Below are 26,058 nucleotides of genomic sequence, written 5' to 3'. Positions count from 1 at the left end.
TCCAATATTTACCACCTGTCAGCGTCCAAATTTTTCCACTTTATCGGCTTGTTCAGAACGATTTTTGCTGTGCTTAAATCGGTAAGAATCGTTCCCGGTTTCCAAGATGTCGCAATGGTGCGTAACACGGTCAAGCAAAGCGGTAGTCATTTTTGCATCACCAAAGACCTGTACCCACTCGCCGAATGACAAATTGGTCGTAATGATGAGCGAGGTTTTTTCATAGAGATGGCTGATCAGATGGAACAGCAATGCACCTCCAGAAGCGGGAAACGGCAAATATCCCAGCTCATCTAAAATGACAGCGTCCATCAGGCAGAGCTGTTTCGCCAGATTGCCGACCTTTCCCTGACTCTTCTCTCGTTCCAACTGGTTGACCAGATCGACCGCATTAAAGAAACGCACCCGCTTGCCATGATGGATTGCCGCGACACCGATGGCAGTGGCCAAATGCGACTTGCCGGTGCCAGTACCACCCACCAGAATTAGGTTGTGCGCTGTTTCCATAAATCCTGCGGTCGCCAATTGCTCAACCACTGTTTGCGATAAGGGAGTCTCTGCCCAGTTAATGCCAGTTAAGTCACGGTGAATCGGGAAGCGTGCTGTTTTGAGTTGATAGCGTAAGCTCTTGAGTTGCCTATCGGTTTGTTCTGCATGGATTAACCGCTCCATCCAGCTTTCAGGTCGATGTGCTTGCCTGGGCTTTTCTGCCTGCAGCTCACTCCATGCCAAAGCCATCCCATAGAGTTGCAGTGTTTTTAAACTGGTAGCGTGGTCAGTGGACATTGGCCGCTCCCAGCAAATAATCATAACGGTGGCAGTTCGCCAGAGGTTCCATCGTCAAAGCAATGGTGTCTGGCAGTTGGATTGCTGCCGCGGGTAAATGCGGCGCAATGAGACGGCGCAATTCATTCATCACGATAGGCGCACTGATGACGCCGCCCTCCAGAGTTAACTCACATGCCACAGTAAGCGCATCAAGTCCTGCTTCACCGGCAAGCATCAGTAATTCTACGAAGGCTCGGTCTCCTTTCGGTTGCTTCAGAATCCGGTCGCGTACTTGCACAACCGCTCTGGGTAATGTCCATTCAACGAATGGTGCGCCATTCCGTAAAGCGCCAGGCTTCTTCTCCAGAACAGGCAGGTAATGCCAGGGATCACAAATCAACTGGTCACGACTGAATTGACGGGCATGGGCGGCAATCACTTCGCCCTGTGCGACGACCCGCACCAGATTTGCTGTCGTGCGAACAGATACCGCCTGCCCGGCAAACCGCGCTGGCACACTGTACTTATTCCGGTCTACTTTCACTAGACAAGTGGACGAGGCACGCATCATTTTTTCTACATAGCCATCAAAGTGCGCGCTGACAGGTCGAAGCAAAGGCTGCTCATCAGCATAACAGTCTGCAATGGTGCGCTGACTTTGTGTCGGGTGCATACGTTGCGCTAATTCCTGGCAGCGGGTTGTGAGCCACGCATTTAAATCCGCAAAGGAAGCAAAGCGGGCCAACGGGGTAAACAGCCATTCCCGTACATTGCCAACTTGATTCTCGACCTGACCTTTCTCCCAACCAGAAGCAGGAGTGCAGGCCACTGGTTCAAACAGATAATGATTGGCCAGCGTTAAAAAGCGCCGGTTAAATTGACGTTCTTTACCGACAAAGACGGTGTCGACGACGGTCTTGAGATTATCGTAAATCAGACGGGCAGGCACACCGCCAAAGAAGGTAAATGCCCGGATGTGCGCATCAAAGACCATTTCCTGCGTTTCTCTGGGATAGGCGGCCACAAACATTTGGCGGCTATAGGCTAACCGGAAATGGGCGACTTTAATCGTTTGCACGATACCAGCGATTTCCACCTGTTCCTGGCTCCAGTCAAACTGGCAGGCATCGGCTGGCAGAAACACCAACGGAATAAACGCTTCGGTGATTTTTGGACCATGTGCGCTGGATTTCCACTGTTTTACAAATCGTTGAATGCTGTCGTAGGCCCCGCCGTAACCTAGTTCCTGTAGCCCCTCAAATAGCCGTTGCGCTGTTCGGCGCCGTGATCGGGGTAGTTTGGATTCTTCTTCTAACCAGGAGGTTAGCTGGTCTTTATATTCATCGAGGCGGGGTGAAACCGTTAGCAGCCGCTGATATTTAGGCTGTTCGACGGTATTGAGATGTTTGCGTACGGTCGGCCGGGAGAGTCCCATTTCTCTCGCAATGGCAGAAATCGATTGTTTCTGTACTGAATGACGTCTTCTTATTTCGTAAATGATGTCCATATAAATCACTCCAGATACCTCCGGCTAAAACACCGGATGGTGACACACTAGGGTGGAAACTTTTGGACGCTGTTTCCACCCCTAATCTGGTAAGTATTGCACGCTGTTTGACACGAGAATAGCCTCAATCGTCATCAACTCCCCACCATCACGGAGTTGGACAATATCGCCAATTTTAAAAGTAATGCTCATATGATGCCCTCTCTAAACGCGCTGCGCGGTTACGAAAGAAATTTAAAAAATAGTATATCTGCGGAAAATTTTTGGTGTGGTCGCTGCAACAGATTGACCCGCTTTTTGGTTCCTTACCAAAACATCAAAATGCTTACAAGAATGCGTCAGACAAAACAGGCACTGCCGTTGTTCCGTAACAATGCTTAAATTCACCTGCTAAGATTGAATAAAAAGCGAGTCTCTTAATGTACGTAATTTTCAACAAATAAGATTCACATCCAAATGACTTTGTTTGAAAATTACGTCACACCTACGGGGAAATAGCTTTACTAAGTAATTAGGGGAAAGTCCACCCTATTTATTGCGGGTTATGGCCTTGCAGCACAGCAAATTTTGCTATGCTAGCGGCTTGCCATTGGTCGGCAGCGTTGCCTTGGACCGTGGGCACTTATTTTTCGGAGTTGTATGATGGCGTCGTTACAAGATCAATTTTTAAAAGCGGGACTCGTCGATAAAAACAAAGCCAAACTGGTCCACCAGGAAAAGAGCAAGCAGAAAAAGGTCGAGCGCCGGACTGGCAACTGGAGCGTAGATGAGGCGCGTTTGGCCGCGCTTGAGGTGCAGCGCAAAAATGCCGAACGCGCTCGCGAACTCAATGCCCAACGCGATGCGGCCGCGAGCCAAAAAGCAGTTTTTGCTCAAATTGTGCAGTTGGTGCAAAAGAATCGCCAAAGCAAGGGCGCCGGCGACATCGCTTATTACTACACTCACGGTACCAAGATCGATAAGATCTATGTGTCAGCAGAGGTACAGACGCATTTGATCGCTGGCCGACTGGTGATCGTGTGTCTGGACGGTAAAACAGAATTACTGCCCCGTATCATCGCGGACAAAATCGCCGAGCGCGATGCGTCACTGGTGGTGCGGGTGAAGAAGACGACGACCGAAATCGATGCGGATGATCCGTATGCCGCCTTTCAGATCCCGGATGACTTTACGTGGTAGCTCCCGATCAAGGGGGGCGCTCATTAATCCTTATGAGGTTCCGTCATCTCGCTTAGACGTTTTGACTGCTGCTTCATTCCTGAGCGTAAAATTTCCAAGAAGGTATGGTTGCGCGATTGAGCATCGGAAACAATTGCATCAAACGACATTGCAAAGATAGGTGTTGGGACAATTGTGCCATTGGGGCGCTCAGTCGGAAATTCTTGATAGTAGACTTTACCCTTTGAGAAAAGAGGAGCCCACTTTTGTTGCCTTAGGCTTCTTGCGAAGGAATCATTAATCTGTAGAACTGCGTAGTACCAAATTCTTTGAATGTTTGGGCAATGTTCCGCAAGTTTATAAGCACGGTCCAACAGTTGATTTATTGCATACTGATTTTCTTTTTCATCATCAGTTTTCTTTTTTATTTCGATAACCACGACATCGACAGGGTTTGAATCCTGTGGGTCGGCGGAAAAAATCATCGCAATATCAGGCCTACCATTTTCACCAGAAATTCCCTCATCATCCAACCGAATGGCATTAATGACCTCAACCATGCGCGCTTCACTCAATATTGTACGAAAAGTCATGAATTTGTCGTCAAGGAGCCAAGCGTTATTCTGATATACGTCGTTAATAATTGAATCTTGTTGGAAATTTTCCCAACGAGGAACGATCAGATTGTGAATTTCGGCTTCTGTGTTATCGGAAGACATCGCCTTCATTTTAGCTATTATTTTTTCACGATAAAGAATGTATTCAGTTAACGTTCGCGCTGACGCATCCAAAGATTTTTCGTAAATCACGTCCGTCATGTTTTCGCATTGCAAAATTTCTTTTTGAATTTTAAAGAACCTTTGTTGCGCGCTGTTTAACGCATCCTCGCCATCAATTAAGCCAACTGAAGCGCCATCAAAATAACCCAATAAGTGAGGGAATTGCTCTTCAAATTTCTTTTCAGTCTTCATGTTTTTCTCTGCGATCTCCGGAATATTTTCAGCTAAGACAGTGCCAATTTCACGGCGCAACGTTGAGTAAAGCGCACTTTCAGAAAGCCCTTCAGCGAGAATAAGCCGCTGTCGTGAGGTGTCCGCACTCGCCCAGAAAAGGTCTGACGAAAAAATGAAAACTGCTGAGTTTCCATATGGTATAGATGAAGATTGTATGAGGCTTATGGGAATTGTCCGACCATCGATACTCACAGCTGTTAGTAAATTTGCCGCAGATGAAGTGTTCGTCTTTATGTAATAGTGCATATCGATGTTCGAGTGCGCATCAATAGTTTCGTCAAAAATCACCTTATGTTTCATTTGTGGAAGGTCATCAGAGGAGATAGATATGGCGCTTGAAAAAAACTCCTTTTGCGCGTTACTTTCTTTGGTCTCAAGATTGATATCTATTTTGAAATTGACATTCCTATCACGTAAATCATTGAGGGTTAACATGAAGTGAGAGACTATCTTTTCTTTCAGACTTCCTGGTCGTAGATCATCGTAAGACTTAACTTTATCTTTAGAGAAATTTTTGAATAGCAGGGTAGTTTTTTCTGCTTTAAGCGAATCAGTTAGTTTTTCAATTTCCGATTTTCCGTCAAAGCGCTCCTTAAATATAAATCTTCTTCTAGTATTGGCCCACTCACTTGTAACCGCAACGTTTTCGAAATAATTCAAAAAAACAAGTCTGCCAATCCCTTTATGGAAAGTGTCTTTGGGTTTCATTAACGTTTTGAATCGCTCAAAACTCTCTTCTGTAAATCCTTTCCCGTTGTCTGTTATCTGGATACTCAATGTGTCGGAAGCGGTAAATGCTTCAATCGCTATGAGAATCTGGATATCTGTAGCACCCGCATCTAATGCATTTGCGATAGCTTCGAAATACACAAGTGATAACGATGGATTAGGAAAAAAAAGCTTTATCGCACTAGAGGTTTCTATGTCCATTTTTATTCCAATTGCTTAAAAAAAAGATCAGCATCGGTAGAAGGTTATTTTTATTGCGATGATGTTCTCGTTAATTGTTTTTTTTGATGAATTTATGGCGCAGGCAGGAATAATGTTTTCACATAGCCGAGAGCTTTGATATCTCTCTCGGCAAAATATTTTGGTGCTTGATTTATTAGCCAAATTTCATTGAAATGTACTCGAAAATCTTCATATAATTCAATAGGGTAAAGTTTAGCCGATACATTCCGACCATCAGGATATGAATGTGTATAAGTTGGAAACGTGTTTGGCTCAATCCCTTTATTGTCCCTCAACCATTTACAGAACATTCGCCCCTCAGAGATGTCGGGAACCATATCTTGGGGTAACGTATATCCCGCTTGCTCTAGTGGTGCTATTAAATTCAAAGTTAACTCATTTAACATAGAGAAATGTGTATATGGAACTTTTGAACGATTCTGTAAATACCTGTCGAGATGGACAGGCATAACGACTTTTGCTTTACCCTGTTGCCACTCGGTTACCCATTGCGCTACTTTGACTGCAAACTTTACAGATAACCATTGCGCTAAATTCATTGCTATGTATGGATGAACCCACGTGCCCTGTAACTGCGCATTCCCTCCACTAACAATATGGATTAATTGGGTTTCTGGCATTCCCGTTTGCTTTGATAGCTCTTGAACAAAATCCTTCGTCGATTTGAGCGAGTTGTAGTGAGAAAATTGCTTATTGACGGATTTACATAAAGCAGTCGCGCTAATATAGCCATCAGATGAACGTTGAGCGATAATTTCTCCCTCTTCAACATGTGGAATCAGTGCTAATTGTTGTGATGTCATCTGATAGTTCCAAAAAATTTTAAAAAAAGTAAGAGCGGTAATGAAGATATTTTTCTTTCCCGTCGTAAAAAATAATCTTCTAAAATTGTTTCAGTAAAAATTAAAAATATCGCCTACTTAGTTTCGATCGATAAGTATTCTTTTTTCTTTCAATCGCCATATCCTAATCTTTAAATATAAAGTGATTCATATTTAGATCTGCCAAAATATTTTATGTATTCTTGAGCCGCAAACGGATCCATCATTCCCGAAATATAGTCGCAAATAATTCTTTCTTTTTTTGCGTCTAATTTTCTTAATTCCGGTGGCAATAACATCAAATTTTTATTGAATTTTTCATCGGAATACACTTCAAAAAGACCACGAATTACTTTCTCTCCACGGCTTTCATATTCCTGAATGTGTCTTTTTCGGAGAACTACTTTGAATACAAGTTTTTTTAATCCCTTTGCTAATTTCGCTAGACTTTTATATCCAAGTTCACTTTTCCCATTCACTTCTTCCACCAAACCAATATCTTGAATCAGCTCGTTTACAATTCTTGAAGTAAGTTCTTTTTTAAAGACAATAGAGTACTCTTCCGAAGTGCTCAGTTGGTTCGAGTTACCAGCAATTCTTTGAACTTCTTTTACTATTTGTTTAATTTTTTCTGATGCGTCTTTGAAATCATCATCGATAGAAAATTCATGAATTAATTCTCCAATTACTAACAAATTTGAACTCAATGCATCTTCTAAATCATGAGCCGCATAAGCGATTTCATCTGCCAAATCCATTATTTCGGCATCGATGCTTTTCTTGTCGCTAATACTAAACTCATTTAACTTCGCGCTTAAATAGCTATAGTCATCGGGATAAAGGAATTTTTTTTTGTTCTGTTCTCTAGAATTGAAATATTTTACCGTTCCCCAAAGCGTTCGAATTGTCAAATTTAGCCCAGCGCAATTTGGATGTTTTTTTTCTAAAGATCGAATAATTCTGAACGCTTGTGCGTTCCCTTCATAGCCACCAACGCTCTGTGTCAAATCATTTAAAACCCGTTCCCCCGAATGACCAAAAGGTGGATTGCCAATATCGTGAATTAAAGCGCAGGTCTCGGAAACTATAGTTTCACTTAACTTCAATGAGGTAGCCAATCCACGTGCAATCTGCGCTACTTCTAAACTATGGGTAAGGCGGTTACGATTGAATCTTGTTTCGTCAATACCTAACAATTGCATTTTTCCTTGCAATCGTCTGAAAGAGGATGAATACAAAACTCTCGCGTAATCCCTTGAATACCCTGTACGGTCCTCACTATCAGTGCGATTATTGGATTCGTCGTGTTCCCTGATATTTAGAGCTACTGTCGAGATTTCTTTGCGTTTGGCAAATTCTTTTGCGTCTTCATCCATTTTCTTCAGACCCTCTAAATTATTAAAAGTTATTTTTGAAAACAGCACCAAGTTCTGACATTTCAGTTTTTAGATAATAGGAATTTTTCTGCTAAGAACTATACATGACAAAACTATATTTAAATAATTTTTAAGAAATACATTATCCAATGCTCACCAGATTCATACTCCTAACCGTTCTCTGCACCAAAATCCACGTAGCGATCTTCTCAATCATCTCCTGCACATGGAGATTACTCCGACTTTGCGGCCCATGGCTTGTAGGCTATGTAGTATATCCATCGCTACGGGCTGGGTGGCTGCGTCGAAGCTGCCAGACCTTTCTTCTGTGAATAGCGAATAGACGCGGACGTGGTTGGAGGATAACGATGCTAGGTCTAGCGCTAATGAGACGAGCAAGGATTCGCCGCAGGAGAGTAAATGGACCCAGCGTTGTTCATCGCCCATGTCTTGGTCTATCACCATCAGCGCAAGCTTGTTGTTGATCAGTTGCAGACGGTAGCGGCGCGATAGTTTGTGGAGGTGGCGGTTGGCGTAGCGATACGTCTAGCTTGACTTGTTGGGCGCAGTTGCGGATTTTTTTACCGTCGGCGGAGCCTATCAGTTCGTTCAGGCTGCCCTAGAGTTTGTATTCGGACTCTTGCTGCTCCAAGTGTTGCAGTATGTCGTCTGCTTGGGTAGAGCGTGCTTGGTCATGCGCGATGCTGGTGTGCTATTAGCTGCCTGTTGCCTGAAATTTTTGGCATTCTGCGTGTCCGACTTCGTTTGGGACAAATAGTACAAATAGTTGACGCATCCAATTCCCAAATTGGATGTCAAAGGACGTTAAAAACACTCAGAAAACAAAAAACCCGCATCAGCACAAGGCTAGAAGCGGGTTTTAAGACGTTAAAGAAGCTCTTTGAACGTGTATCTGGTGGTGATAGGTGGACTTGAACCACCGACCCCAGCATTATGAGTGCTGTGCTCTAACCAACTGAGCTATATCACCAAGAAGCCCGAAATTATGCCATTTCGACTTGGGGGTGTCAATATTAAAATCTGATTTTCCGCAGTTGCTGCGGCTCTTTTGCTTTTTAGATTAGGAATTTTGATAAGAAATTGCTTGCTCTAGTATGGCTGCTGTCGGATTTTGTCCTAGACAATCAATCACAATGCGTTCTGGAATTGACCTTAGCCAGGTGAGCTGGCGTTTGGCTAACTGGCGGGTAGCGATGATGCCGCGTTCGCGTAGTTCTGGGTAGTCGATGATGCCGTCCAGATGTTCCCAGGCTTGGCGGTAACCTACGCAGCGCATGGATGTCATGTCTGGGTTGAGGTCGCCGCGCTGGCGTAGTGTGCGGACTTCGTCCAAAAAGCCTTGCTCCAGCATGATGTCGAAGCGTCGGGCGATACGTTGATGTAAAACGGCCCGGTCGGAGGGTTCTAGCGACAGCGATAGCATGTCAAATGGCATTTCGCTTTTGGGTTGTAGCGCTAGTAATGAGGACATTGCCTGGCCGGTCAGTGCGATGATTTCTAGTGCGCGTTGGATGCGTTGTGTATCGTTTGGTTTTAATCGGGCGGCGGTAATCGGGTCTAGTGCGGCGAGCCGTGTGTGCAATGCTGGTGTGCCGTCGCGTGCAGCTTCGGCATCCAGTTCTGCGCGGATTGCCGGGTTTGCCGCGGGCAGATCATCCAGGCCGTTGACCAGTGCTTTGAAGTACATCATGGTGCCGCCAACTAGCAGCGGTAATTTGCCTCGTGCGTGGATATCTTCTACTAAACGTTTGGTGTCGGTTAAAAATTGGGCGACTGAGTAGGCTTCGCTGGGATCGATGATGTTGATCAGGTGATGCGGTGCGGAGGCGAGTTCTGCTGCGCTTGGTTTTGCTGTGCCGATATCCATTTCGCGGAATACCAATGCGGAATCGACGGAGATAATTTCTGATGGAATATGGCGTGCGATTTCCAGCGCGGCGGCAGTTTTGCCAGACGCAGTTGGACCCATGATGGCGATGACTTTGGGGCGGCTGTTCAATTTATTTTATTCAATTTATTTTTCAACTTATGTTCATTTTTTATTGACCGCGCAAAAACATTTTGTCCAGGTCATTCAAACCCATCTGTACCCAGGTTGGACGACCATGGTTGCATTGATCGGCGCGTTCAGTGAGTTCCATCTGGCGTAGCAGTGCATTCATTTCCATCACCGTCAGATTACGATTGGCGCGCACGGCGGTGTGGCAGGCCAGAGTGCCGAGCAATTCGTTGCGACGGTCAATTAGCACTCGTGATCCGCCAAATTCTCTGACTTCACGTAATACATCGCGTGCCAGTGATTGCGCGTCAGCATTCTTGAGCAGCGCTGGCACAGCACGCACGGCTAGGGTGGTTGGCGAGATCGCAGCGATATCAAAACCCAGTGATTGTAAAACTGCCTGATGCTCTTCCACCGTGCCGACTTCAATCCCGTCGGCATAAAAAGTAATAGGGATGAGCAGCGGTTGTACTGGCATGCTGTTTTCATCCAGCGCATTTTTTAGTTGTTCGTACAAAATTCGCTCGTGTGCTGCATGCATGTCCACCAGCACCAGACCCTTGCTATTTTGTGCCAGCACATAAACACCATGTAGCTGCGCTAATGCGAAGCCTAGCGGATGCTCATCATTGGGTAACTCGCTGCCCGCAAAGCTGGCAGCGTTTGTCTGCGTGAGCGCATCGCCCATAGGATTGAGGTCGCGTGCAAACAGCGCCCCATAGCTTTGCGTTGTCTGTGCAACGCCGCCTTGCGGATTGTTTTGTGACTCAAAAGCGTAGCCATTAAATTCTCTTGGCTTAGCGCTGAATTCCTGACTAAATTGTTGGCTAAATGATGTTTGCTCGCCACTCGTCCAGGGGATTTTTCCGCTACCGGTATTGGTTGATCCCATTGCAGTGGCAGGGGCTGGCACTGTACCAAACGATGTTGCCGAAGTTTGTGCCAATGCACGACTAACCGCATGGAATACAAACTGATGTACAGCACGGCCATCGCGGAAGCGGACTTCAATTTTGGATGGATGTACGTTGACATCGACAAGTGCAGGGTCTAAATCTAACGCTAATACATAAGACGGGTAGCGGTCGCCGTGCAATACATCCTGATACGCAGCGCGTACTGCATGTGTTAATAATTTATCGCGGACAAAGCGGCCATTGACATAAAAATATTGGGCATCAGCTCTGGCTTTGGAAGCTGTCGGCAGACCTGCAAAGCCGTGTAGGCGCAGAGGGCCAGCGCTCTCATCCAGTGCCAGTCGGGCATTGGCGAAAGCGTCACCAAGAATATGGGCACTGCGTTTATCAATCGCGCTGATGTTCCAGTGATCAACGGCTTTGCCATTATGCGATAGTGAAAATGTCACATCGGGACATGCCAGCGCAATTCTGCGGACGATCTCGGCGCAATGACCAAATTCTGTCTGTTCAGATTTAAGAAACTTGCGGCGCGCAGGCGTGTTGTAATACAAATCCTGCACATCCACAGTCGTCCCTTGCGCGCCAGACGCGGGTGAGATTTTGCCATTCTCAATTTGCCAGGCATGCGGTGCTTCTGCTGTGCGCGTCGTTAATGTCAACAAAGCGACCGAGGCAATCGAGGCAAGTGCCTCACCGCGAAACCCCAGGGTTGCCACATTCTCCAGATCGGTTAACGAGGCAATTTTTGAGGTGGCATGGCGTGCTACTGCAAGTGGCAATTGATCGGCGGGAATCCCGCGTCCATTGTCGCTAATCGCTATCCGTTTGACGCCGCCTTCTTCTAAGCGGATCTGGATGCTGGTAGAGCCAGCATCCAGAGCGTTTTCTAGTAATTCTTTTACCACAGCCGATGGTCGCTCCACAACTTCACCCGCAGCGATTTGCGATATCAGTTGATCGGGTAGCGCCAAAATAGGGCGGGGTGAGGGTGATGCAGGGGATATATTTGGTGTCGCGTTCATCCGCAGATTATACCTGTGCTAAGTACTAGATTCTGCGATCTGTTGGTGTATGATTGCGCCTCTACCCGGGAGACTTATGGATTTTGTAAAGTTGTTAGACATGATTTTGCATGTCGATAAATCATTAGGATTGTTTATCGCGCAATATGGCACCTTGGTGTATGTGGTTTTATTTGCGATTATTTTCTGTGAAACTGCCTTCGTTATTTTTCCATTTTTGCCAGGCGACTCGCTCCTGTTTATTGCCGGCACCTTCTGTGCTCGCGGGGACATGGATCTGGCGCTATTGATGGTGTTGCTCATCACGGCATCGATCAGTGGCAATTCATTAAATTATTGGATAGGTAGTTTAATCGGCCATAAAGTGTTAGAGCGAGATTTCCGGTGGATAGATAGAAATGCCATCAAAAAAACGCATGAATTTTATGAAAAGCATGGCGGTAAAACAGTAGTGCTGGCGCGCTTTATCCCCTTAGTGCGTACGTTTGCGCCATTTGTGGCGGGTGTGTCGGACATGACGCACAGAACATTTCAGATATATAACGTCATCGGTGCTTTGTTTTGGGTGTTCTCGGTGGTGTTGAGCGGTTACTTTTTTGGGAATATTCCTTTTGTCCGTGACCACCTTAATTTGATTGTATTAATCGGTGTTGGTGCGGCTGTTTTCCCTATTGTTTTGGGTGCTCTTTGGAAATTAGGTAAGCGATTTTTGAAAAAGTAATTTCTCAGTGGTTAGCTAAGTTGACCTCGGCTAAGGTGAATGAATAAAGCGCAGCACACTATTTGGCTTAAGCAGCAAGCGCCGGTTAAGCCGGCGCTGGGTCAAGCTTGTAATGGTTGTGGTGTGTGTTGTGCAGCAGAACCCTGTCCAGTGGCCAGGGTTTTTTTATGGCAGTGGCATGGTGCTTGCCGTGCTTTGCAGTGGCAAGATAATGAGAAAATTTATCGCTGCGGTTTGCTGGTGCAGCCAAGGGATTATTTGCGTTGGCTGAGATACGTTTTAAAATGCGTACCGCTGAGTTGGCAAACTGGGACAGAAAAAATAATCCAGCGAGTAATACGACGCTGGATTGCATCCGGGATTGGCTGTGATTCGGACGCTGAAATCCTTGCCGTTAGTGACGATTCTTAAGCTTAAATTTCTTTAGCTTAAATTCAGTCCGACGTTTAAAACTAATCCAATACTAAGTCAATCTGTTCTTCGCCAGCGGCGGGTTCTTGGCAAAATACTTTTTTATCCCTTTGACAATCGCATCTGCCATTTGATCCTGATAAGCATCATCGGTCAGTTTAGCTTCTTCTTCCGGATTAGAGATAAACGCTGTCTCGATCAGAATGCTGGGGATGTCTGGCGCTTTGAGTACCGCAAAGCCCGCCTGTTCGACCGAGCCTTTATGTAAGTCGTTAATGCCTTTGATCTCATTCAGCACGACTTTACCCAACTTCAGACTGTCGTTGATTTGCGCCGTCGTGGATAAGTCCAATAAGACGCTGGCCAGTTGTCTGTCATGAGTTTTAATATTCACGCCGCCAATCAGATCTGCCGAATTTTCTTTGTTTGCCATCCAGCGTGCCGCAGTGGAGCTGGCTCCTTTTTCTGATAGCGCAAATACGGAGGAGCCGCGCGCGCTGGAATTAACAAACGCATCTGCATGTACGGACATAAATAAATCGGCCTGCACGGCGCGGGCTTTTTGTACCCGCATATTCAGTGGCACAAAAAAATCCGCATCGCGTGTCAGCATCACGCGCATATTGGGTTGTTGCTCAATTTTTGCTTTTAAACGCTTGGCAATCGACAGTACGACATCTTTTTCCCGACTGCCGCCACGCCCGATCGCACCGGGGTCCTCGCCACCATGACCCGGATCAATTGCGATCGTGATCATACGGGTTAGACCTGAATTTTTTTCTGGTACTTTATTTGTTTCGGAGTTTGCCGGATCAGTTTTATTTTCTTGTTTATTCCCAAACTTTAGTTCGGGCTTGATTTCAGGTTTCAATCCCGGACTTTCGGGTTTAGATGGCGTCAGATCTTTTGGTAGTTCAGTGTTCCAGTTGCCTTTTTCTATCATTACCGCGATAGGATCGGGTGGGTTGGATGGGTACAGATCAAACACTAAGCGATGTTTGTAATTGCCGACGGGCTGTAACGTAAATACTTGTGGATTGACTTCTTCTTTCAGATCAAACACCAGCCTGACGACATTAGGGCGATTTTGTCCTACCCGTACTTGTTTGATGTAGGGGTCGTTAGATTGAATTTTTGCGACTAACTCTTTGAGGGTAGGGTTGAGTTCTATCCCTTCAATATCTACGACCAGACGCTCTGGATTTTTGACGATGAAATGGCTGGTCTTTAAGTCGCTGTCATTTTCCAGCGTGACGCGGGTATAGTCGTCAGCAGGCCAGACGCGTACTGCCAAAATTTGGGCTGCCTGAGCAATATTCGGGATAAGGCTGGGGACGGCGATGGAAATGAGTAGTGTGCTCCCCGCCTTGAGGAAGGTGCGCCGGGTTTTTACGCCTTTATTTGCGCTTATAGTAGTTGCGCCCTCAGCTGTGTCTAATAGCGCATCATTTTGGCTTACAGATTGGGAGCGAAATTCAATTTTGCTAAACATGCATTACCTTTGTCAGACAAGGCTTGCAATTCTACCTTACGCCCCTCGCCTGCGACGCTTAAAAAGATGTTCAAATCGGCGGGTGGCAAGATGCCATCGGCTTTTTCTGGCCATTCGACTATGCAAATTGTGCTGTCATTGAATTCTTCGCGGAAGCCAGCTTCTAAAAATTCTTCTGGGCTAGTCATCCGATACAGATCAAAATGCAGAATATTCACCGCTTGCCCATGCAATTGCACGGTATAAGTTTCGACCAGGTTATAGGTAGGACTTTTGACATGGCCTTGATGTCCTGCTGCATGCAGCATGGCGCGGGTCAGGGCGGTTTTACCTGCACCCAGATCACCGTGTAAATAAATACTCAGCCCGGCTTGCAGGTGCAATGCCAGACGTTTGCCCAGAGCTTGTGTTGCGGCTTCATCCGCGAGGGTCGTTTTATAATGAGACATTTGCTGTAAGACTAAACATGAAATTTCAATTTTTCAATTCACAGGATTTACGCAAAGCTGCTCCCGCTACGTTGCAGCTCCTAGTCGTGCAAGAGTGCTGTCGACATTGCTATGCCTTGCTGGGACAATTTTGCGTAAGTTCTAATTCAGATGGCTTTGCTGCCTGCCACCATTATCTCAGGCTCGCATTGTATTTACCATTAGCGCAGTCACCATCAGTGCAGTCGCCATCATACCGCGCCGGGTCTCACTTATGCATGATTTAGCCGATTTGTCTGCGTTGGCAGATCAGATCAAAGCTTGGGGCAAAGAGCTGGGCTTTGCCGAGTTGGGGATCGCCGACGTTGATTTGTCGCAGGCCGAGCCGGGTTTGCAAGCCTGGCTCGATGCCGGTTATCACGGCCAGATGGCGTATATGGCATCGCACGGCATGAAGCGCGCGCGCCCGGCTGAGCTGGTGCCAGGTACGGTGCGGGTGATTTCTGCTCGCATGAATTATTTACCCAAAAGTGGTGACGGCGATTGGCGCGTCAAAGAAAAATCCCATGGTGCCGATACCGCCGTGATTTCGGTCTATGCGCGTGGCCGTGATTATCACAAAGTATTGCGTAATCGTTTGCAGCAATTGGCGGAGCGGATTGAAGCCAGCATCGGGGCATTGGGTTATCGCGTGTTTACTGATTCTGCTCCCGTGATGGAAGTGGCTCTGGCAGAAAAAGCAGGTATGGGCTGGCGTGGAAAACACACTTTGCTATTGAGTCGTGAAGCCGGATCGATGTTTTTTCTGGGGGAGATTTTGGTGGATATTCCTTTGCCGGTGGATGCGCCGGTCAGTGACCATTGCGGGCAATGTAGCTCTTGCATCAGTGTTTGTCCGACCCAGGCGATTATCGCGCCATATGAATTAGATGCCCGTCGTTGTATCTCTTATTTAACGATAGAACTGCACGGTAGTATTCCAGTGGAATTGCGCCCGTTGATCGGCAATCGTGTTTATGGTTGCGATGACTGCCAGCTATTTTGTCCCTGGAATAAGTTTGCTCAAAAGGCGAGCGTGGATGATTTTGAGGTGAGAAATGGTCTGGACAGCGCCAGCATGGTGAGCTTGTTTGCCTGGACTGAGCCGCAGTTTATGCGCTACCTGGAGGGTAGTGCGATCCGCCGTATTGGGCATGAGCGCTGGTTGCGTAATCTGGCCGTGGGTTTGGGTAATGCTGCCGATTCTTTACGTGGCGATAAGACCATCGTCAGTGCTTTGCAAGCACGCTTGACGCATCCGTCTGAGATGGTCAGAGAGCATGTCCGCTGGGCTTTGTATCAGCATGGAATTGCGCTTGCCTCTGCTGATGCTACTGACGTTGGTAGTTAGTTTGCAGTCAGTTCTGAGTTGGTTCGTAGTAAATAAGTCTTAAAGACTATTTATTAAATACTAGGGTGGTGTATTTTTAGTTGTCCATATAATCACTGGTCAATCAGGCTAAAATTAAGCATACTCCCCTTATTTCAAAATTAAGAGCGTCGCTTATTTCAGTAAGCCAGCTAATTCCACCGCGGTTTTGACTTGCATTTTGTCAAAAATATGCGCCCGGTGGACTTCGACTGTGCGCATGCTGATGCCTAACTGGTCGGCGATCACTTTATTCATTTTTCCGAGCAAGATCAAATCCAGGACTGCACGTTCGCGCGCGGACAGTCTTGCCAGGCGTTCGTGCACGGCGGCTTCTGCGATAGCTTCTCTTGATTGCGCCAAAGCTTCCTGCACTCTGTCCATTAACTTATTATCGTTAAACGGTTTTTCAAAAAAATCGAAGGCACCGCGTTTCAGCGTATCGACCGCCATTGGCACATCACCATGCCCAGTCAAAAATATGACGGGTAAGCGCCGGGTCACTTGGCGTACGGTCAGCATGTCAAATAAGGTTGTGCCGCTGATGCCCGGCATCCGCACATCAAGCAAGATGCAGTCGCCTTGCGGATCGTATTGCAGGGGATGATCCAGCGCTGCCAAGAATTTTTCTGCACTGTCGTAGCTGGTCGCCACAATATTTCTGGAGCGGGCTAACCATGACAGGGCATCTCTGATGACTTCTTCGTCATCGATAATATGAAGCATGCAGTCTCCAGTAGACGATTGAGGAGCGTGAACGCTCTCTTTAAATGGGCAATAAAAATCTAAAGATAGTACCACCAGCGGGATTGTCATGATGGCTAAGCACGCCGCCGTGGAATTCGATCGCGGTACGGCAGATTTTTAAGCCCATACCCATGCCGCTAGGCTTGGTAGAGAAAAATGGTGAAAACAATTGTGCCGCCACTTCGGCAGAAATACCATGACCCTGATCGATCACTTCTATCGCAATATAGTGACCCGGAGTGACGTTATGAATGATGTTGTTCGTGACGTGATTCGTGCTGTGACTCGTGACATCGGTAGTGCTGACATCAGGCTTGTCATTGCCATGTTCTGTCCGCGCAACGATGCGCAAAATACTGCGTTCAGGTGGCGAATGCTCCATCGCCTCAATGGCATTTCGCGTCAGATTGAGTATGACCTGCTCTAGCAAAATCCGATCCGCTTGCACCATCGGCAAGGGCTCCGCGATGGTGTACTGAATGTTGACATACGAGGCTTGCGCTTGTAATTCCACCAGTGGCATCACGCTTTGCAACAGCGTGGCAATACTGACCGGCTCGCGGCTGGATTCTCGTTTCTTCACAAAATCGTGCACGCTATGGATGATGTGACCTGCACGTTGTGCTTGCGCGTTGGCTTTTTCTAATGCGCTTAAGAGCAGTGATTGCAGTGGCGTCTGATCAGGTGCCGTTGAGTTTATTTGCGGATTATTTTGATTATTCTCTTGTGGCGATTGCAGCAAATTGATAGCGCCCGTGGTGTAGCTGGAGATTGCTGCCAATGGCTGATTCAGCTCGTGCGCAAGGATTGATGCGATTTCACCCATAGTCGCTAAGCGAGCACTGGCGTGCAGCATCTCTTGTTGTTGCCGTGTCAGTTCCTGAGCACGTTTGAGTTCAGAAATATCCAGAATAGAACTCATCCAACCGGTCTGCACACCGTTCTCATCCACTAGCCGGGACTCGTAAATCAGCACGGGAAAACGCTCACCACTGGCGCGTTGATAAATCGTTTCAAATCCTTCTGACGGCACCGTACCTGCTAGCAATTGAGTAAAACGATGGCGATATTCTTCAAACGCTTCTGGTGCCCAATACGGCATCGGTGGCAATCTGCCGACGATGTCTTCTGCCGGATGTTCCACCATCTTGCAAAATGCAGGATTGACGTAAGTAAGTCGACCCGCCATATCGCGTGCGCGCAAGCCAGTAACGAGCGAGTTTTCCATCGCTGTTCTGAACGCGACTTGCTGGCGCAAAGCATCTTCTGCCGCTAGCCGACGATTAATGTCACGCCATAGGGCTAGCAAACTCCAGATCAGACCAAACGACAGCAAGATGACGGACAGCACCAATAAATTGGAGAGTAATTTAGGTTCACTCTTATTACTATTAGTACGCAAAATCAGTGTCACGTTTGGTAAATCTAACGGGCGATTATGGGTGTAGACATTTTTTCCTGGGCCGCCAGCGGCGCGTCTTGCAAAGACTTTATCGTCGCTATCAATTAAGGAAATTTCGTTATCTTGTGCAAACCACCACGGCACCATTTCATCTAAGATACCTGATAGAAAATAGGTCACGACCAAGCTACCTGTTCTTTGATTTTCTGCAATCATCGGAATCTGGCAACTCAGTGTAGACATGCCGGATTTCCCTGCACCTTGTACCGGTGGCAGGCAACGTGTTTTGGCATCGACGGCTAATTTAACATCTGCCGGACCAGACTTCGTATGTTCAAAAATGAAGCTACGCTTGTCGGGTAAGCCAACATCTGATGTCGAGATGACGATCTGATCTTTACTATCAAACCAGATGATGCTTTTGATTTCTTTATTACTTTTTATAACGTGTCTGAAACGATCAAGCGCTTGCGCTTGCGACAATTTGCCAGCATTAATATCAGTACCGATCTGATGCAATACTTCTTCATCCCTGCCCAATTGGAACTGTATCGTTTGCTCTACCCACAAGGTATCCGCAATCAGTTGCTCTTGACGCTCATTAGTTTCCATTCTTTGCGCCTGCCATGGCAGCCAGATCAAAATAGTGACGAATAAACTCACCAGCAGGATAGGCAGTAGCCAGCGCCATTTTTGATTGGGCCACGCTCTAGGTTTAACAAAAGTCTTCATGTCCGGTAGTCTACTTTGCCTGGTTAGGCTTAGGTTTAGTTGCGCGCGCTTATTTAGGACGTACTGCGATGTATTCCGATGTATTCCGATGAATTTTGACGCATTTCAATTTACTAGGTGTTGTCGCTACCTGTCAGCCCTGTCTCATTGTGGTTAACCACAGTTGCATAGTTTAATGTTGCCGCGAATACTCGCAGGACTAAAAAAGTTTTTCAAAAAATATTTAAAACAATGATCAGGAGACAAACATGAAACTCACATCCCTATTGTGCTGCTTGCTCACGGCATCCGTCGTTAGTGGTGCCGCATTTGCACAAACCCCCATCGTCATCAAATTTAGTCACGTTGTAGCCAGTGATACACCAAAAGGCAAGGCAGCAGAACGTTTTAAAGAGCTTGCCGAAAAAAATACCAAAGGCCGTGTCAAGGTCGAGCTATATCCAAACAGTACTTTGTACAAAGATAAAGAAGAACTGGAAGCTCTGCAATTAGGCGCAGTACAAATGCTTGCACCGTCGCTGGCAAAATTCGGTCCATTGGGTGTAAAAGAATTTGAGGTGTTTGATCTGCCGTATATTTTTCCGTTTAAAGATGTATTGCATCAAGTGACCGAAGGCCCTATCGGTAAAAGCCTGTTACAGAAATTAGAACCAAAAGGGATCACTGGTCTGGCATTTTGGGATAACGGTTTTAAAATTATGTCAGCCAATAAGCCGCTGCATGCGCCGGCTGATTTCAAGGGTTTGAAGATGCGCATTCAGTCCTCTAAAGTATTAGATGCGCAGATGCGTGCTTTGGGTGCAAATCCACAAGTACTGGCGTTTTCTGAAGTTTATCAAGCCTTACAAACTGGCGTAGTCGATGGCACTGAAAATCCGCCATCCAATATGTACACCCAAAAAATGCATGAAGTACAAAAGCATGTAACCGTATCAAATCATGGTTATCTTGGGTATGCCGTGATCGTTAATAAAAAATTCTGGGATAGCTTGCCGGCAGATATCCGTACCGAGCTAGATTCTGCAATGAAAGGCGCGACTGCCTATGCAAACGCGATTGCCGATCAGGAAAACGGTCGTGCATTAGATGCGATTCGCAAAACGGGTAAGACCACAATTTATGAGCTGACACCGCAAGAAAAAGCAGAGTGGCGCAAAGCCTTACTGCCAGTGCAGACGGAGATGGAACCGAGGATTGGTAAAGAGTTAATTGCGTCGATTCGTAAATTGTCGACGGGCGAAGGCAAATAAATTGCCATTGAAATTACCAACTGAATTTTCTGAGATCGCCTTTGAGATCAGTTGGATATTTTGACTTTTATCATTCCCTTACCTTAGCTAGATAGAACCTGTTAGTCCGCCATTAAGGTATTTGTCTAGCGCATCTGTAATCCCTACTTTTTACAGACAGGTATTGCCCTTTTTCTTTACTCTCACTCCTCAGAGGGACTATGAAATTTTTAGATCACTTAGAAGAATGGCTAATTGCCTTTCTGATGGGCGCCGCTACGCTCATCACTTTTATCGCGGTCTTGCATCGTTATGCGTCCGGCTTCCCCATCCCGGTTGTGCAGGACGCATTGATTAAAATTAACCTTAGCTGGGCACAAGAGCTGACCATTTATATGTTTGTCTGGATGGCGAAATTTGGTGCTGCATATGGAGTCCGCACAGGTATTCACGTCGGCGTTGATGTCTTGATCAACAAAATGAATACGCCTTGGCGAAATAAGTTTGTCGTTCTTGGATTATTGTCTGGCGCTTTATTTACTGCGATTGTTGCTGTACTTGGTAGTAAATTTGTCTGGTCACTGGCGCACACCGATCAAACTTCATCCGATCTGGAGGTGCCGATGTGGATCGTCTATTTGGCGATTCCCTTAGGTTCTTCCCTCATGTCATTTCGTTTTTTACAAGTTGCATGGACTTTCGTGAAAACAGGTGAGTTGCCGAAGCATGATCATTCGCATGTTGAAGGTTTGGAAGAAGAGGTGAAAGCATGAACGCCGCCATTATTTTCGTCCTGTTGTTAGTGCTTATGTTGACTGGAATGCCGATCTCGATTTCTTTGGGCTTAACAGTATTGACCTTTTTGTTCACGATGACCACAGTTCCGATTGAGTCAGTCGCGCTGAAGCTTTTTACAGGAATCGAGAAGTTTGAAATTATGGCGATCCCGTTTTTTATTTTGGCGGGTAACTTCCTGACTCATGGAGGGGTAGCGCGGCGCATGATTAATTTTGCCGCCTCTATGGTCGGTCATTGGCATGGTGGCCTGGCATTGGCGGGTGTGATGGCTTGCGCTTTGTTTGCTGCGGTATCTGGATCTTCCCCCGCCACTGTGGTGGCGATCGGCTCCATTATTTTGCCTGCGATGGTCAAACAAGGTTATCCAAAAGGTTTTGGCGCTGGTGTCATCACAACCTCGGGCGCATTGGGTATTTTGATCCCGCCGTCGATTGTGATGGTGATGTACTCGGTATCTACCAATACTTCGGTCGGCCAATTATTTATGGCGGGAGTAATTCCGGGATTGTTACTGGCAATTTGTCTTGGATTGACGACTTGGTTTTTGGCGCGTAAGCATAATTATCCGCGTATGCCAAAAGCCAGCTGGAAAGAACGTTGGGGTTATTTCCGTAAAAGTGCATGGGGTTTGTTATTAATCGTGATCGTGATGGGCGGCATTTATACCGGGATGTTTACGCCGACCGAGGCGGCTGCCGTCTCAGCTATGTATACGTTTGTCGTAGCGGTCTTTGTGTACAAAGATATGAGTCTGGCCAAGGTGCCAAAAGTGTTGCTAGATTCTGCCGCTATGTCTGCCATGTTGTTGTACATCATCACTAACGCAGTACTGTTCTCATTTTTGATGACTAGTGAGAATATTCCGCAGGCGATGGCGGGATGGATCATGGACAAAGGTTTCGGCATGATCAGCTTCTTGTTGGTGGTCAATGTGCTGTTGCTGATGGCGGGTAATGTGATGGAGCCATCGTCGATTGTGCTGATCATGGCACCGATCTTATTCCCTGTTGCTACGAAATTAGGGATAGATCCAGTTCATTTTGGCATCATTATGGTGGTGAATATGGAGGTCGGTATGTGTCATCCACCGGTCGGGCTTAATCTTTATGTGGCATCTGGAATCACCAAAATGGGGATTACTGAGCTGACGATAGCGGTGATGCCTTGGTTGTTAACGATGATTGGTTTCTTATTGTTAATTACTTACGTGCCGCAAATTTCTACTTGGTTACCGCAGCTTGTGTACAAATAAATGTTGGATAAAACCGTATTGAGCATTGCTTAATACGGTTTTTAGAAAAATGAAGAGGAATAAATTTGTGATGTCCAGCATAATTTTATGCAATCTCAGTATTTATACTTATATGCAACAACGCCCCATTTTTGTGCAGCTTCTTTTTAAATTCGGTTTGAATGTGTGCAAATTAAGTGCTATATTCTTGGCAGATTAAAAGTTATCAAAAAAAATAAAGAGAACGAATTTACAAGGCGGTAGTGCAAAAAACGGTATCCATGCCGTACACACTGAGGAGACACGCGTTTTACTACAAGCTGAGTGCTAAAAGAGTGAGCTAGCGCTAAACAGCCCGAAACGCGAAAGATGTTTTAAAGGCGCATCCCTGATGCGCCTTTTTTCTTTGGCCTAATTGTTTTTCTTTTTGATTATTTTTTGCCTGGGATTACGATGCAAGACGACAGAGAAACCGGATTATTCTCCGCTATTGTGCATGCTCCGTTCGGCGCAATCGGCATTCGTACCGAGTCGCAGATGATCTGCGAACTGGTCTATCTCCCACCTCGCTTCGCAGAAAAATCGGCGACCGATAAGACCGCAGATAATGCCGCACAGGAAATTACCCGTTATTTTGCACAAGCCGATTTTAAATTTAATCTTCCCCTAAAACCTGTTGGTAGTCCGTTTCAGACTAAGGTCTGGCAAGCAATATCAAGCATTCCACGTGGTGAGATCAGAACTTATGGTCAGATTGCGAAACATATCCAATCAGCACCGCGCGCCGTTGGACAAGCTTGCGGTGCGAACTGGTATCCTTTGATTATTCCATGCCATCGGGTGACTGCCGCAGGTGGTTTGGGAGGCTTTGCACACCATGATGATGAGACAGGATTCCATCTGGGTGTAAAGCGCTGGTTGCTGGCACATGAGGGCGTGTCAGATACCTTTACCAAATCAACTCAGGAGACTTTGTGGAAGTGAGAACGGTAAAAGTTGAATCGGCCACTGAACCCCCGGTTGCTATCGTTTTGCCTGCACAAATACAAGAACAAATCGATCAGTTTTGCGACACTCTCTGGTTGGAAGATGGTCTCGCGAAAAATTCTTTAGAAGCCTATCGACGCGATCTGCGTTTTTTTGCCGAGTGGTTATACAGTAAGCATCAAAAGCATTTGTACCAGGCAGACGACAATCATATTTCAAGCTATGTCGCGCAGAAATACATGGTGTCGAAGGCGACTTCTGCCAACCGCCGAGTCACTGTTCTGAAACGTTTTTATCAACTTGCGTTTCGCCAAAATCTAGTCAGCACGAATCCCTGTACCCGTCTTAAATCGGCTAAACAAGCGACCCGTTTGCCACATACTTTAAGCGAGGCACAGGTAGTTGCTTTGTTGCAAGCGCCAGACGATAGCACCACCTATGGTTTGCGCGACCGGACGATGCTGGAAGTCTTATATGCCTGTGGTTTGCGCGTGACAGAGCTGGTGTCCTTACGATCTATCGAGGTGAGCTTAAATGACGGCGTATTGCGCATCACCGGCAAAGGCAATAAAACCAGATTAGTGCCATTTGGAGAAGTCGCCAGACTGTGGATAGAACGTTATCTCAGCGAAGCCAGAGCCCAAATCCTTAACGAGCAAGTAGACGATGCGTTGTTCGTCACCGCCCGCGGTGGCGCAATGACACGCCAGATGTTTTGGATACTGATCAAAAAATACGCAGCGCAAGCGGGCATACTGGCACCCTTATCCCCACACACTTTACGTCACGCATTCGCCACCCATCTGCTCAACCATGGCGCCGATTTGAGGGTTGTACAATTGCTGCTGGGGCATTCGGATATCTCAACTACCCAAATTTATACGCATGTAGCGAAAGAGCGTTTGAAGAAGCTGCATGCGTTGCATCATCCACGGGGATAAACTTAGTGGCAATATTGTTGAGCAATAGCATCATCCAGATATAATTTAATTCTGATTTTGGTATGACAGACAGAGACTATTTTGGCAAAAAAAGAACACGTATCCGAGACGCAGGCCACGCAGTTCCTGCGCAAACACAAGGCGGTTTTTTCTGAACACCCCTATGCCTATGAGGAGCATGGCGGTACCGCTGTATCTGCACGCGAATTGGGTGTTGATGAGCATGCGGTCGTCAAAACCTTGGTCATGCAAGACGACGCCGCTAAGCCTTTGATTGTGCTTATGCATGGCGACTGCAAGGTATCGACCAAAAATCTGGCGCGTCAGATCGGCTGCAAGTCAGTTGAACCCTGTAAGCCAGAGATTGCGCAAAAGCATTCAGGCTATCTGGTCGGAGGCACTTCTCCATTTGCTACAAAAAAGCAGATGCCTGTGTATGTAGAGCAGGGTATATTGACGCTGGAAAAAATTTATATCAACGGCGGCCGGCGCGGGTATCTGGTGGGAATTGCACCGCAGTTATTGGTGGAGTTGTTGCAGGCGATTTCTGTGCAATGCGCGTTAGAGGATTAAAGCTTGTATTAGCTATGTTAGGGGAGTATCAGTAAAAATACCCTATATTGTCCAGATAATTATTGGACGTTAAAATATACTGTATTGAGTATATTTAATTTAAATAGAACAAAAGAAAGAATTGCATGCCTACTTTGCTCGCGGTGATTGCCGCTTACCTTATCGGATCCGTGTCGTTTGCGGTGGTTGTCAGTCATGCGTTTGGGCTTGCTGATCCTCGTACTTATGGATCAAAAAATCCCGGTGCTACTAATGTGCTGCGCAGCGGTAATAAGGCCGCGGCAATTTTGACTTTATTGGGTGATGGATTTAAAGGTTGGTTAGCCGTTTGGTTGGCGATCAAACTGGGGCCGTCATTTGGATTGGATGATAACGCGGTTGCGCTGGTCGCAATTGCGGTTTTCATCGGACACCTTTGGCCGGTATTTTTTAAATTTGTCGGTGGCAAAGGTGTGGCAACAGCGTTGGGTGTGTTGCTGGCGCTGAATCCTTGGTTGGGTCTGGCGACTTTGGCGACCTGGGTAATTATCGCGTTTGCGTTCCGGTATTCGTCCCTTGCGGCTTTAATTGCCTCAGTGTTTGCACCGTTTTATTGTTTCTTGATGTTTGGCTTGAATATCAAACTTGCTGCTGTTGTAGTGATGAGCGCTTTATTGGTGTACCGTCACTATCAAAATATCCTGAATTTGATTAACGGTAAAGAAAGTCGCCTAGGTAGTAAAAAGACCTGATCCTATCTCGCCACAGAAAATTTCTTCAAAGCCTGATTGTTGATGTGTCATCTCCGTGCTGTGACGAAAAGTTTGCCTCGCCATTGCACTTGATATGTCTGATAATAAAAAAGCTAGGACATACTAACAATGCAGCCTAAGCCATTTGTAGTTTTTGCTTTTTCTTTCATTCAGGAGACATACTATGATTAAGAAATTTGCTTCGTCCACAATCACCTTAGTTGCAGCCTCTTTTTTTCTACTATTGAACTCAGCCTCTGCTGCGGAGCATGGTACTGCAACAGAAGCAAAAGCGATGGTGCAAAAGGTGATTGCAGCGATGAAAAAAACCAGCGTTGACGCCACCGTTGCAGAAATCAATAAGCGTGATGGGCAGTATTCAGACAAAGATCTCTATGTCGTCGTCTACGATATGGCGGGAAAAAATTTGGCGCACTTGAATCCTAAAATGGTCGGGAAAGACATGATAGAACTCAAGGACGAAGATGGAAAATCCTTCATTAAGGACAGGATTGAGATCGCTAAGAAAAAGGGCAGCGGATGGCAAGACTACCGATTCTTGAATCCTATTAGTAAACAAATAGAATCTAAGTCGATGTATGTCGAAAAATACGAAAACGTCATCATCGGTTGTGGTATCTACAAATAAC

The 26,058-nt window shown here is 46.3% G+C and carries 23 protein-coding genes and 1 tRNA gene; 11 read left to right on the top strand and 13 right to left on the bottom strand.

The features are described from left to right. Window positions 1-18: 18 nt before the first annotated feature. Together istB and istA are read right to left on the bottom strand one after the other, a co-directional pair. A complete protein-coding gene (istB, locus tag RGU72_RS12100; RefSeq protein ID WP_322118371.1) occupies window positions 19-786 on the bottom strand; it encodes an IS21-like element helper ATPase IstB in 768 nt (255 codons plus the stop codon). Further along, window positions 776-2,275 carry an IS21 family transposase gene (gene istA, locus RGU72_RS12095; RefSeq protein WP_322118417.1) on the bottom strand — a complete coding sequence of 500 codons (1,500 nt, stop codon included), beginning with the start codon at window positions 2,273-2,275 and terminating at the stop codon, window positions 776-778. Before istA ends, istB begins: the two co-directional genes overlap by 11 nt. Window positions 2,276-2,917: 642 nt before the next feature. Between istA and RGU72_RS12090 the strand changes: the two genes are divergently transcribed. Beyond that, window positions 2,918-3,454: a DUF2058 domain-containing protein gene (locus RGU72_RS12090; protein ID WP_322119966.1), complete on the top strand. Its 537-nt coding sequence runs from the start codon at window positions 2,918-2,920 to the stop codon at window positions 3,452-3,454. Between the two features lie 23 nt (window positions 3,455-3,477). Here RGU72_RS12090 and RGU72_RS12085 read toward each other — a convergent pair whose 3' ends face one another. The 6 genes from RGU72_RS12085 to mutL all read right to left on the bottom strand — a co-directional run bounded on the left by RGU72_RS12085 (window position 3,478) and on the right by mutL (window position 11,577). Next, window positions 3,478-5,376, bottom strand: coding sequence for an ATP-binding protein (locus RGU72_RS12085; protein ID WP_322119965.1), 1,899 nt, complete (start codon window positions 5,374-5,376; stop codon window positions 3,478-3,480). A 92-nt stretch (window positions 5,377-5,468) separates the two neighbouring features. Further along, window positions 5,469-6,221 carry a KilA-N domain-containing protein gene (locus RGU72_RS12080; protein WP_322119964.1) on the bottom strand — a complete coding sequence of 251 codons (753 nt, stop codon included), beginning with the start codon at window positions 6,219-6,221 and terminating at the stop codon, window positions 5,469-5,471. Between the two features lie 170 nt (window positions 6,222-6,391). Continuing rightward, window positions 6,392-7,615, bottom strand: a complete 1,224-nt coding sequence (gene dgt / locus RGU72_RS12075; RefSeq protein ID WP_322119963.1) for a dGTP triphosphohydrolase — start codon at window positions 7,613-7,615, stop codon at window positions 6,392-6,394. A gap of 914 nt (window positions 7,616-8,529) precedes the next feature. Further along, window positions 8,530-8,606, bottom strand: a tRNA-Met gene (locus RGU72_RS12070). Between the two features lie 90 nt (window positions 8,607-8,696). Next, complete coding sequence (miaA, locus tag RGU72_RS12065; protein ID WP_322119962.1) at window positions 8,697-9,635, bottom strand: tRNA (adenosine(37)-N6)-dimethylallyltransferase MiaA; 939 nt, start codon at window positions 9,633-9,635, stop codon at window positions 8,697-8,699. Window positions 9,636-9,675: 40 nt separating this feature from the next. Continuing rightward, complete coding sequence (gene mutL, locus RGU72_RS12060; protein ID WP_322119961.1) at window positions 9,676-11,577, bottom strand: DNA mismatch repair endonuclease MutL; 1,902 nt, start codon at window positions 11,575-11,577, stop codon at window positions 9,676-9,678. Between the two features lie 76 nt (window positions 11,578-11,653). Here mutL and RGU72_RS12055 point away from each other — a divergent pair, with 76 nt between their 5' ends. Beyond that, entirely contained in the window at window positions 11,654-12,298 is a 645-nt protein-coding gene (locus RGU72_RS12055; RefSeq protein WP_322119960.1) for a VTT domain-containing protein, read from the top strand. Window positions 12,299-12,383: 85 nt separating this feature from the next. Here RGU72_RS12055 and RGU72_RS12050 read toward each other — a convergent pair whose 3' ends face one another. The 3 genes from RGU72_RS12050 to tsaE form a co-directional block, all read right to left on the bottom strand. Continuing rightward, the gene (locus tag RGU72_RS12050) at window positions 12,384-12,653 is read right to left on the bottom strand and encodes a hypothetical protein (RefSeq protein ID WP_322119959.1); all 270 of its coding nucleotides are present in this window, start codon (window positions 12,651-12,653) and stop codon (window positions 12,384-12,386) included. A 108-nt stretch (window positions 12,654-12,761) separates the two neighbouring features. Beyond that, on the bottom strand, window positions 12,762-14,201 hold the full coding sequence (locus RGU72_RS12045; RefSeq protein WP_322119958.1) for an N-acetylmuramoyl-L-alanine amidase: 1,440 nt from the start codon (window positions 14,199-14,201) through the stop codon (window positions 12,762-12,764). Beyond that, entirely contained in the window at window positions 14,165-14,650 is a 486-nt protein-coding gene (gene tsaE / locus RGU72_RS12040; protein ID WP_322119957.1) for a tRNA (adenosine(37)-N6)-threonylcarbamoyltransferase complex ATPase subunit type 1 TsaE, read from the bottom strand. Before tsaE ends, RGU72_RS12045 begins: the two co-directional genes overlap by 37 nt. Window positions 14,651-14,903: 253 nt before the next feature. Here tsaE and queG point away from each other — a divergent pair, with 253 nt between their 5' ends. Next, complete coding sequence (queG, locus tag RGU72_RS12035) at window positions 14,904-16,019, top strand: tRNA epoxyqueuosine(34) reductase QueG (RefSeq protein ID WP_322119956.1); 1,116 nt, start codon at window positions 14,904-14,906, stop codon at window positions 16,017-16,019. A 153-nt stretch (window positions 16,020-16,172) separates the two neighbouring features. Here the strand turns inward: queG and RGU72_RS12030 are convergent, their stop codons facing one another. Both RGU72_RS12030 and RGU72_RS12025 read right to left on the bottom strand, forming a co-directional pair. Next, entirely contained in the window at window positions 16,173-16,763 is a 591-nt protein-coding gene (locus RGU72_RS12030) for a response regulator transcription factor (protein WP_322119955.1), read from the bottom strand. 40 nt (window positions 16,764-16,803) lie between these two features. After that, a complete protein-coding gene (locus RGU72_RS12025; protein WP_322119954.1) occupies window positions 16,804-18,918 on the bottom strand; it encodes a PAS domain S-box protein in 2,115 nt (704 codons plus the stop codon). A 248-nt stretch (window positions 18,919-19,166) separates the two neighbouring features. Here RGU72_RS12025 and RGU72_RS12020 point away from each other — a divergent pair, with 248 nt between their 5' ends. The 8 genes from RGU72_RS12020 to RGU72_RS11985 all read left to right on the top strand — a co-directional run bounded on the left by RGU72_RS12020 (window position 19,167) and on the right by RGU72_RS11985 (window position 26,057). Next, window positions 19,167-20,168, top strand: coding sequence for a TRAP transporter substrate-binding protein (locus RGU72_RS12020; RefSeq protein ID WP_322119953.1), 1,002 nt, complete (start codon window positions 19,167-19,169; stop codon window positions 20,166-20,168). A 200-nt stretch (window positions 20,169-20,368) separates the two neighbouring features. Further along, window positions 20,369-20,920: a TRAP transporter small permease gene (locus tag RGU72_RS12015; protein WP_322119952.1), complete on the top strand. Its 552-nt coding sequence runs from the start codon at window positions 20,369-20,371 to the stop codon at window positions 20,918-20,920. Next, the gene (locus tag RGU72_RS12010) at window positions 20,917-22,197 is read left to right on the top strand and encodes a TRAP transporter large permease subunit (protein WP_322119951.1); all 1,281 of its coding nucleotides are present in this window, start codon (window positions 20,917-20,919) and stop codon (window positions 22,195-22,197) included. The genes RGU72_RS12015 and RGU72_RS12010 overlap by 4 nt, the downstream gene beginning before the upstream one ends. A 432-nt stretch (window positions 22,198-22,629) precedes the next feature. Continuing rightward, window positions 22,630-23,160, top strand: a complete 531-nt coding sequence (locus tag RGU72_RS12005; protein ID WP_322119950.1) for a methylated-DNA--[protein]-cysteine S-methyltransferase — start codon at window positions 22,630-22,632, stop codon at window positions 23,158-23,160. Between the two features lie 41 nt (window positions 23,161-23,201). Next, window positions 23,202-24,104: a site-specific tyrosine recombinase XerD gene (gene xerD / locus RGU72_RS12000; RefSeq protein WP_322121630.1), complete on the top strand. Its 903-nt coding sequence runs from the start codon at window positions 23,202-23,204 to the stop codon at window positions 24,102-24,104. Between the two features lie 81 nt (window positions 24,105-24,185). After that, window positions 24,186-24,677 carry a Cys-tRNA(Pro) deacylase gene (ybaK, locus tag RGU72_RS11995; RefSeq protein WP_322119949.1) on the top strand — a complete coding sequence of 164 codons (492 nt, stop codon included), beginning with the start codon at window positions 24,186-24,188 and terminating at the stop codon, window positions 24,675-24,677. A 125-nt stretch (window positions 24,678-24,802) separates the two neighbouring features. After that, window positions 24,803-25,408, top strand: a complete 606-nt coding sequence (gene plsY, locus RGU72_RS11990; RefSeq protein ID WP_322119948.1) for a glycerol-3-phosphate 1-O-acyltransferase PlsY — start codon at window positions 24,803-24,805, stop codon at window positions 25,406-25,408. 184 nt (window positions 25,409-25,592) lie between these two features. Then, window positions 25,593-26,057, top strand: a complete 465-nt coding sequence (locus RGU72_RS11985) for a cache domain-containing protein (protein WP_322119947.1) — start codon at window positions 25,593-25,595, stop codon at window positions 26,055-26,057. Window position 26,058 lies beyond the last annotated feature (1 nt).

This window comes from Undibacterium sp. 5I1 (assembly GCF_034314085.1).
Lineage (GTDB): Bacteria > Pseudomonadota > Gammaproteobacteria > Burkholderiales > Burkholderiaceae_D > Undibacterium.
Note: the sequence above shows the minus strand (reverse complement) of the source record. Positions and strands in the feature narration are given on the sequence as shown.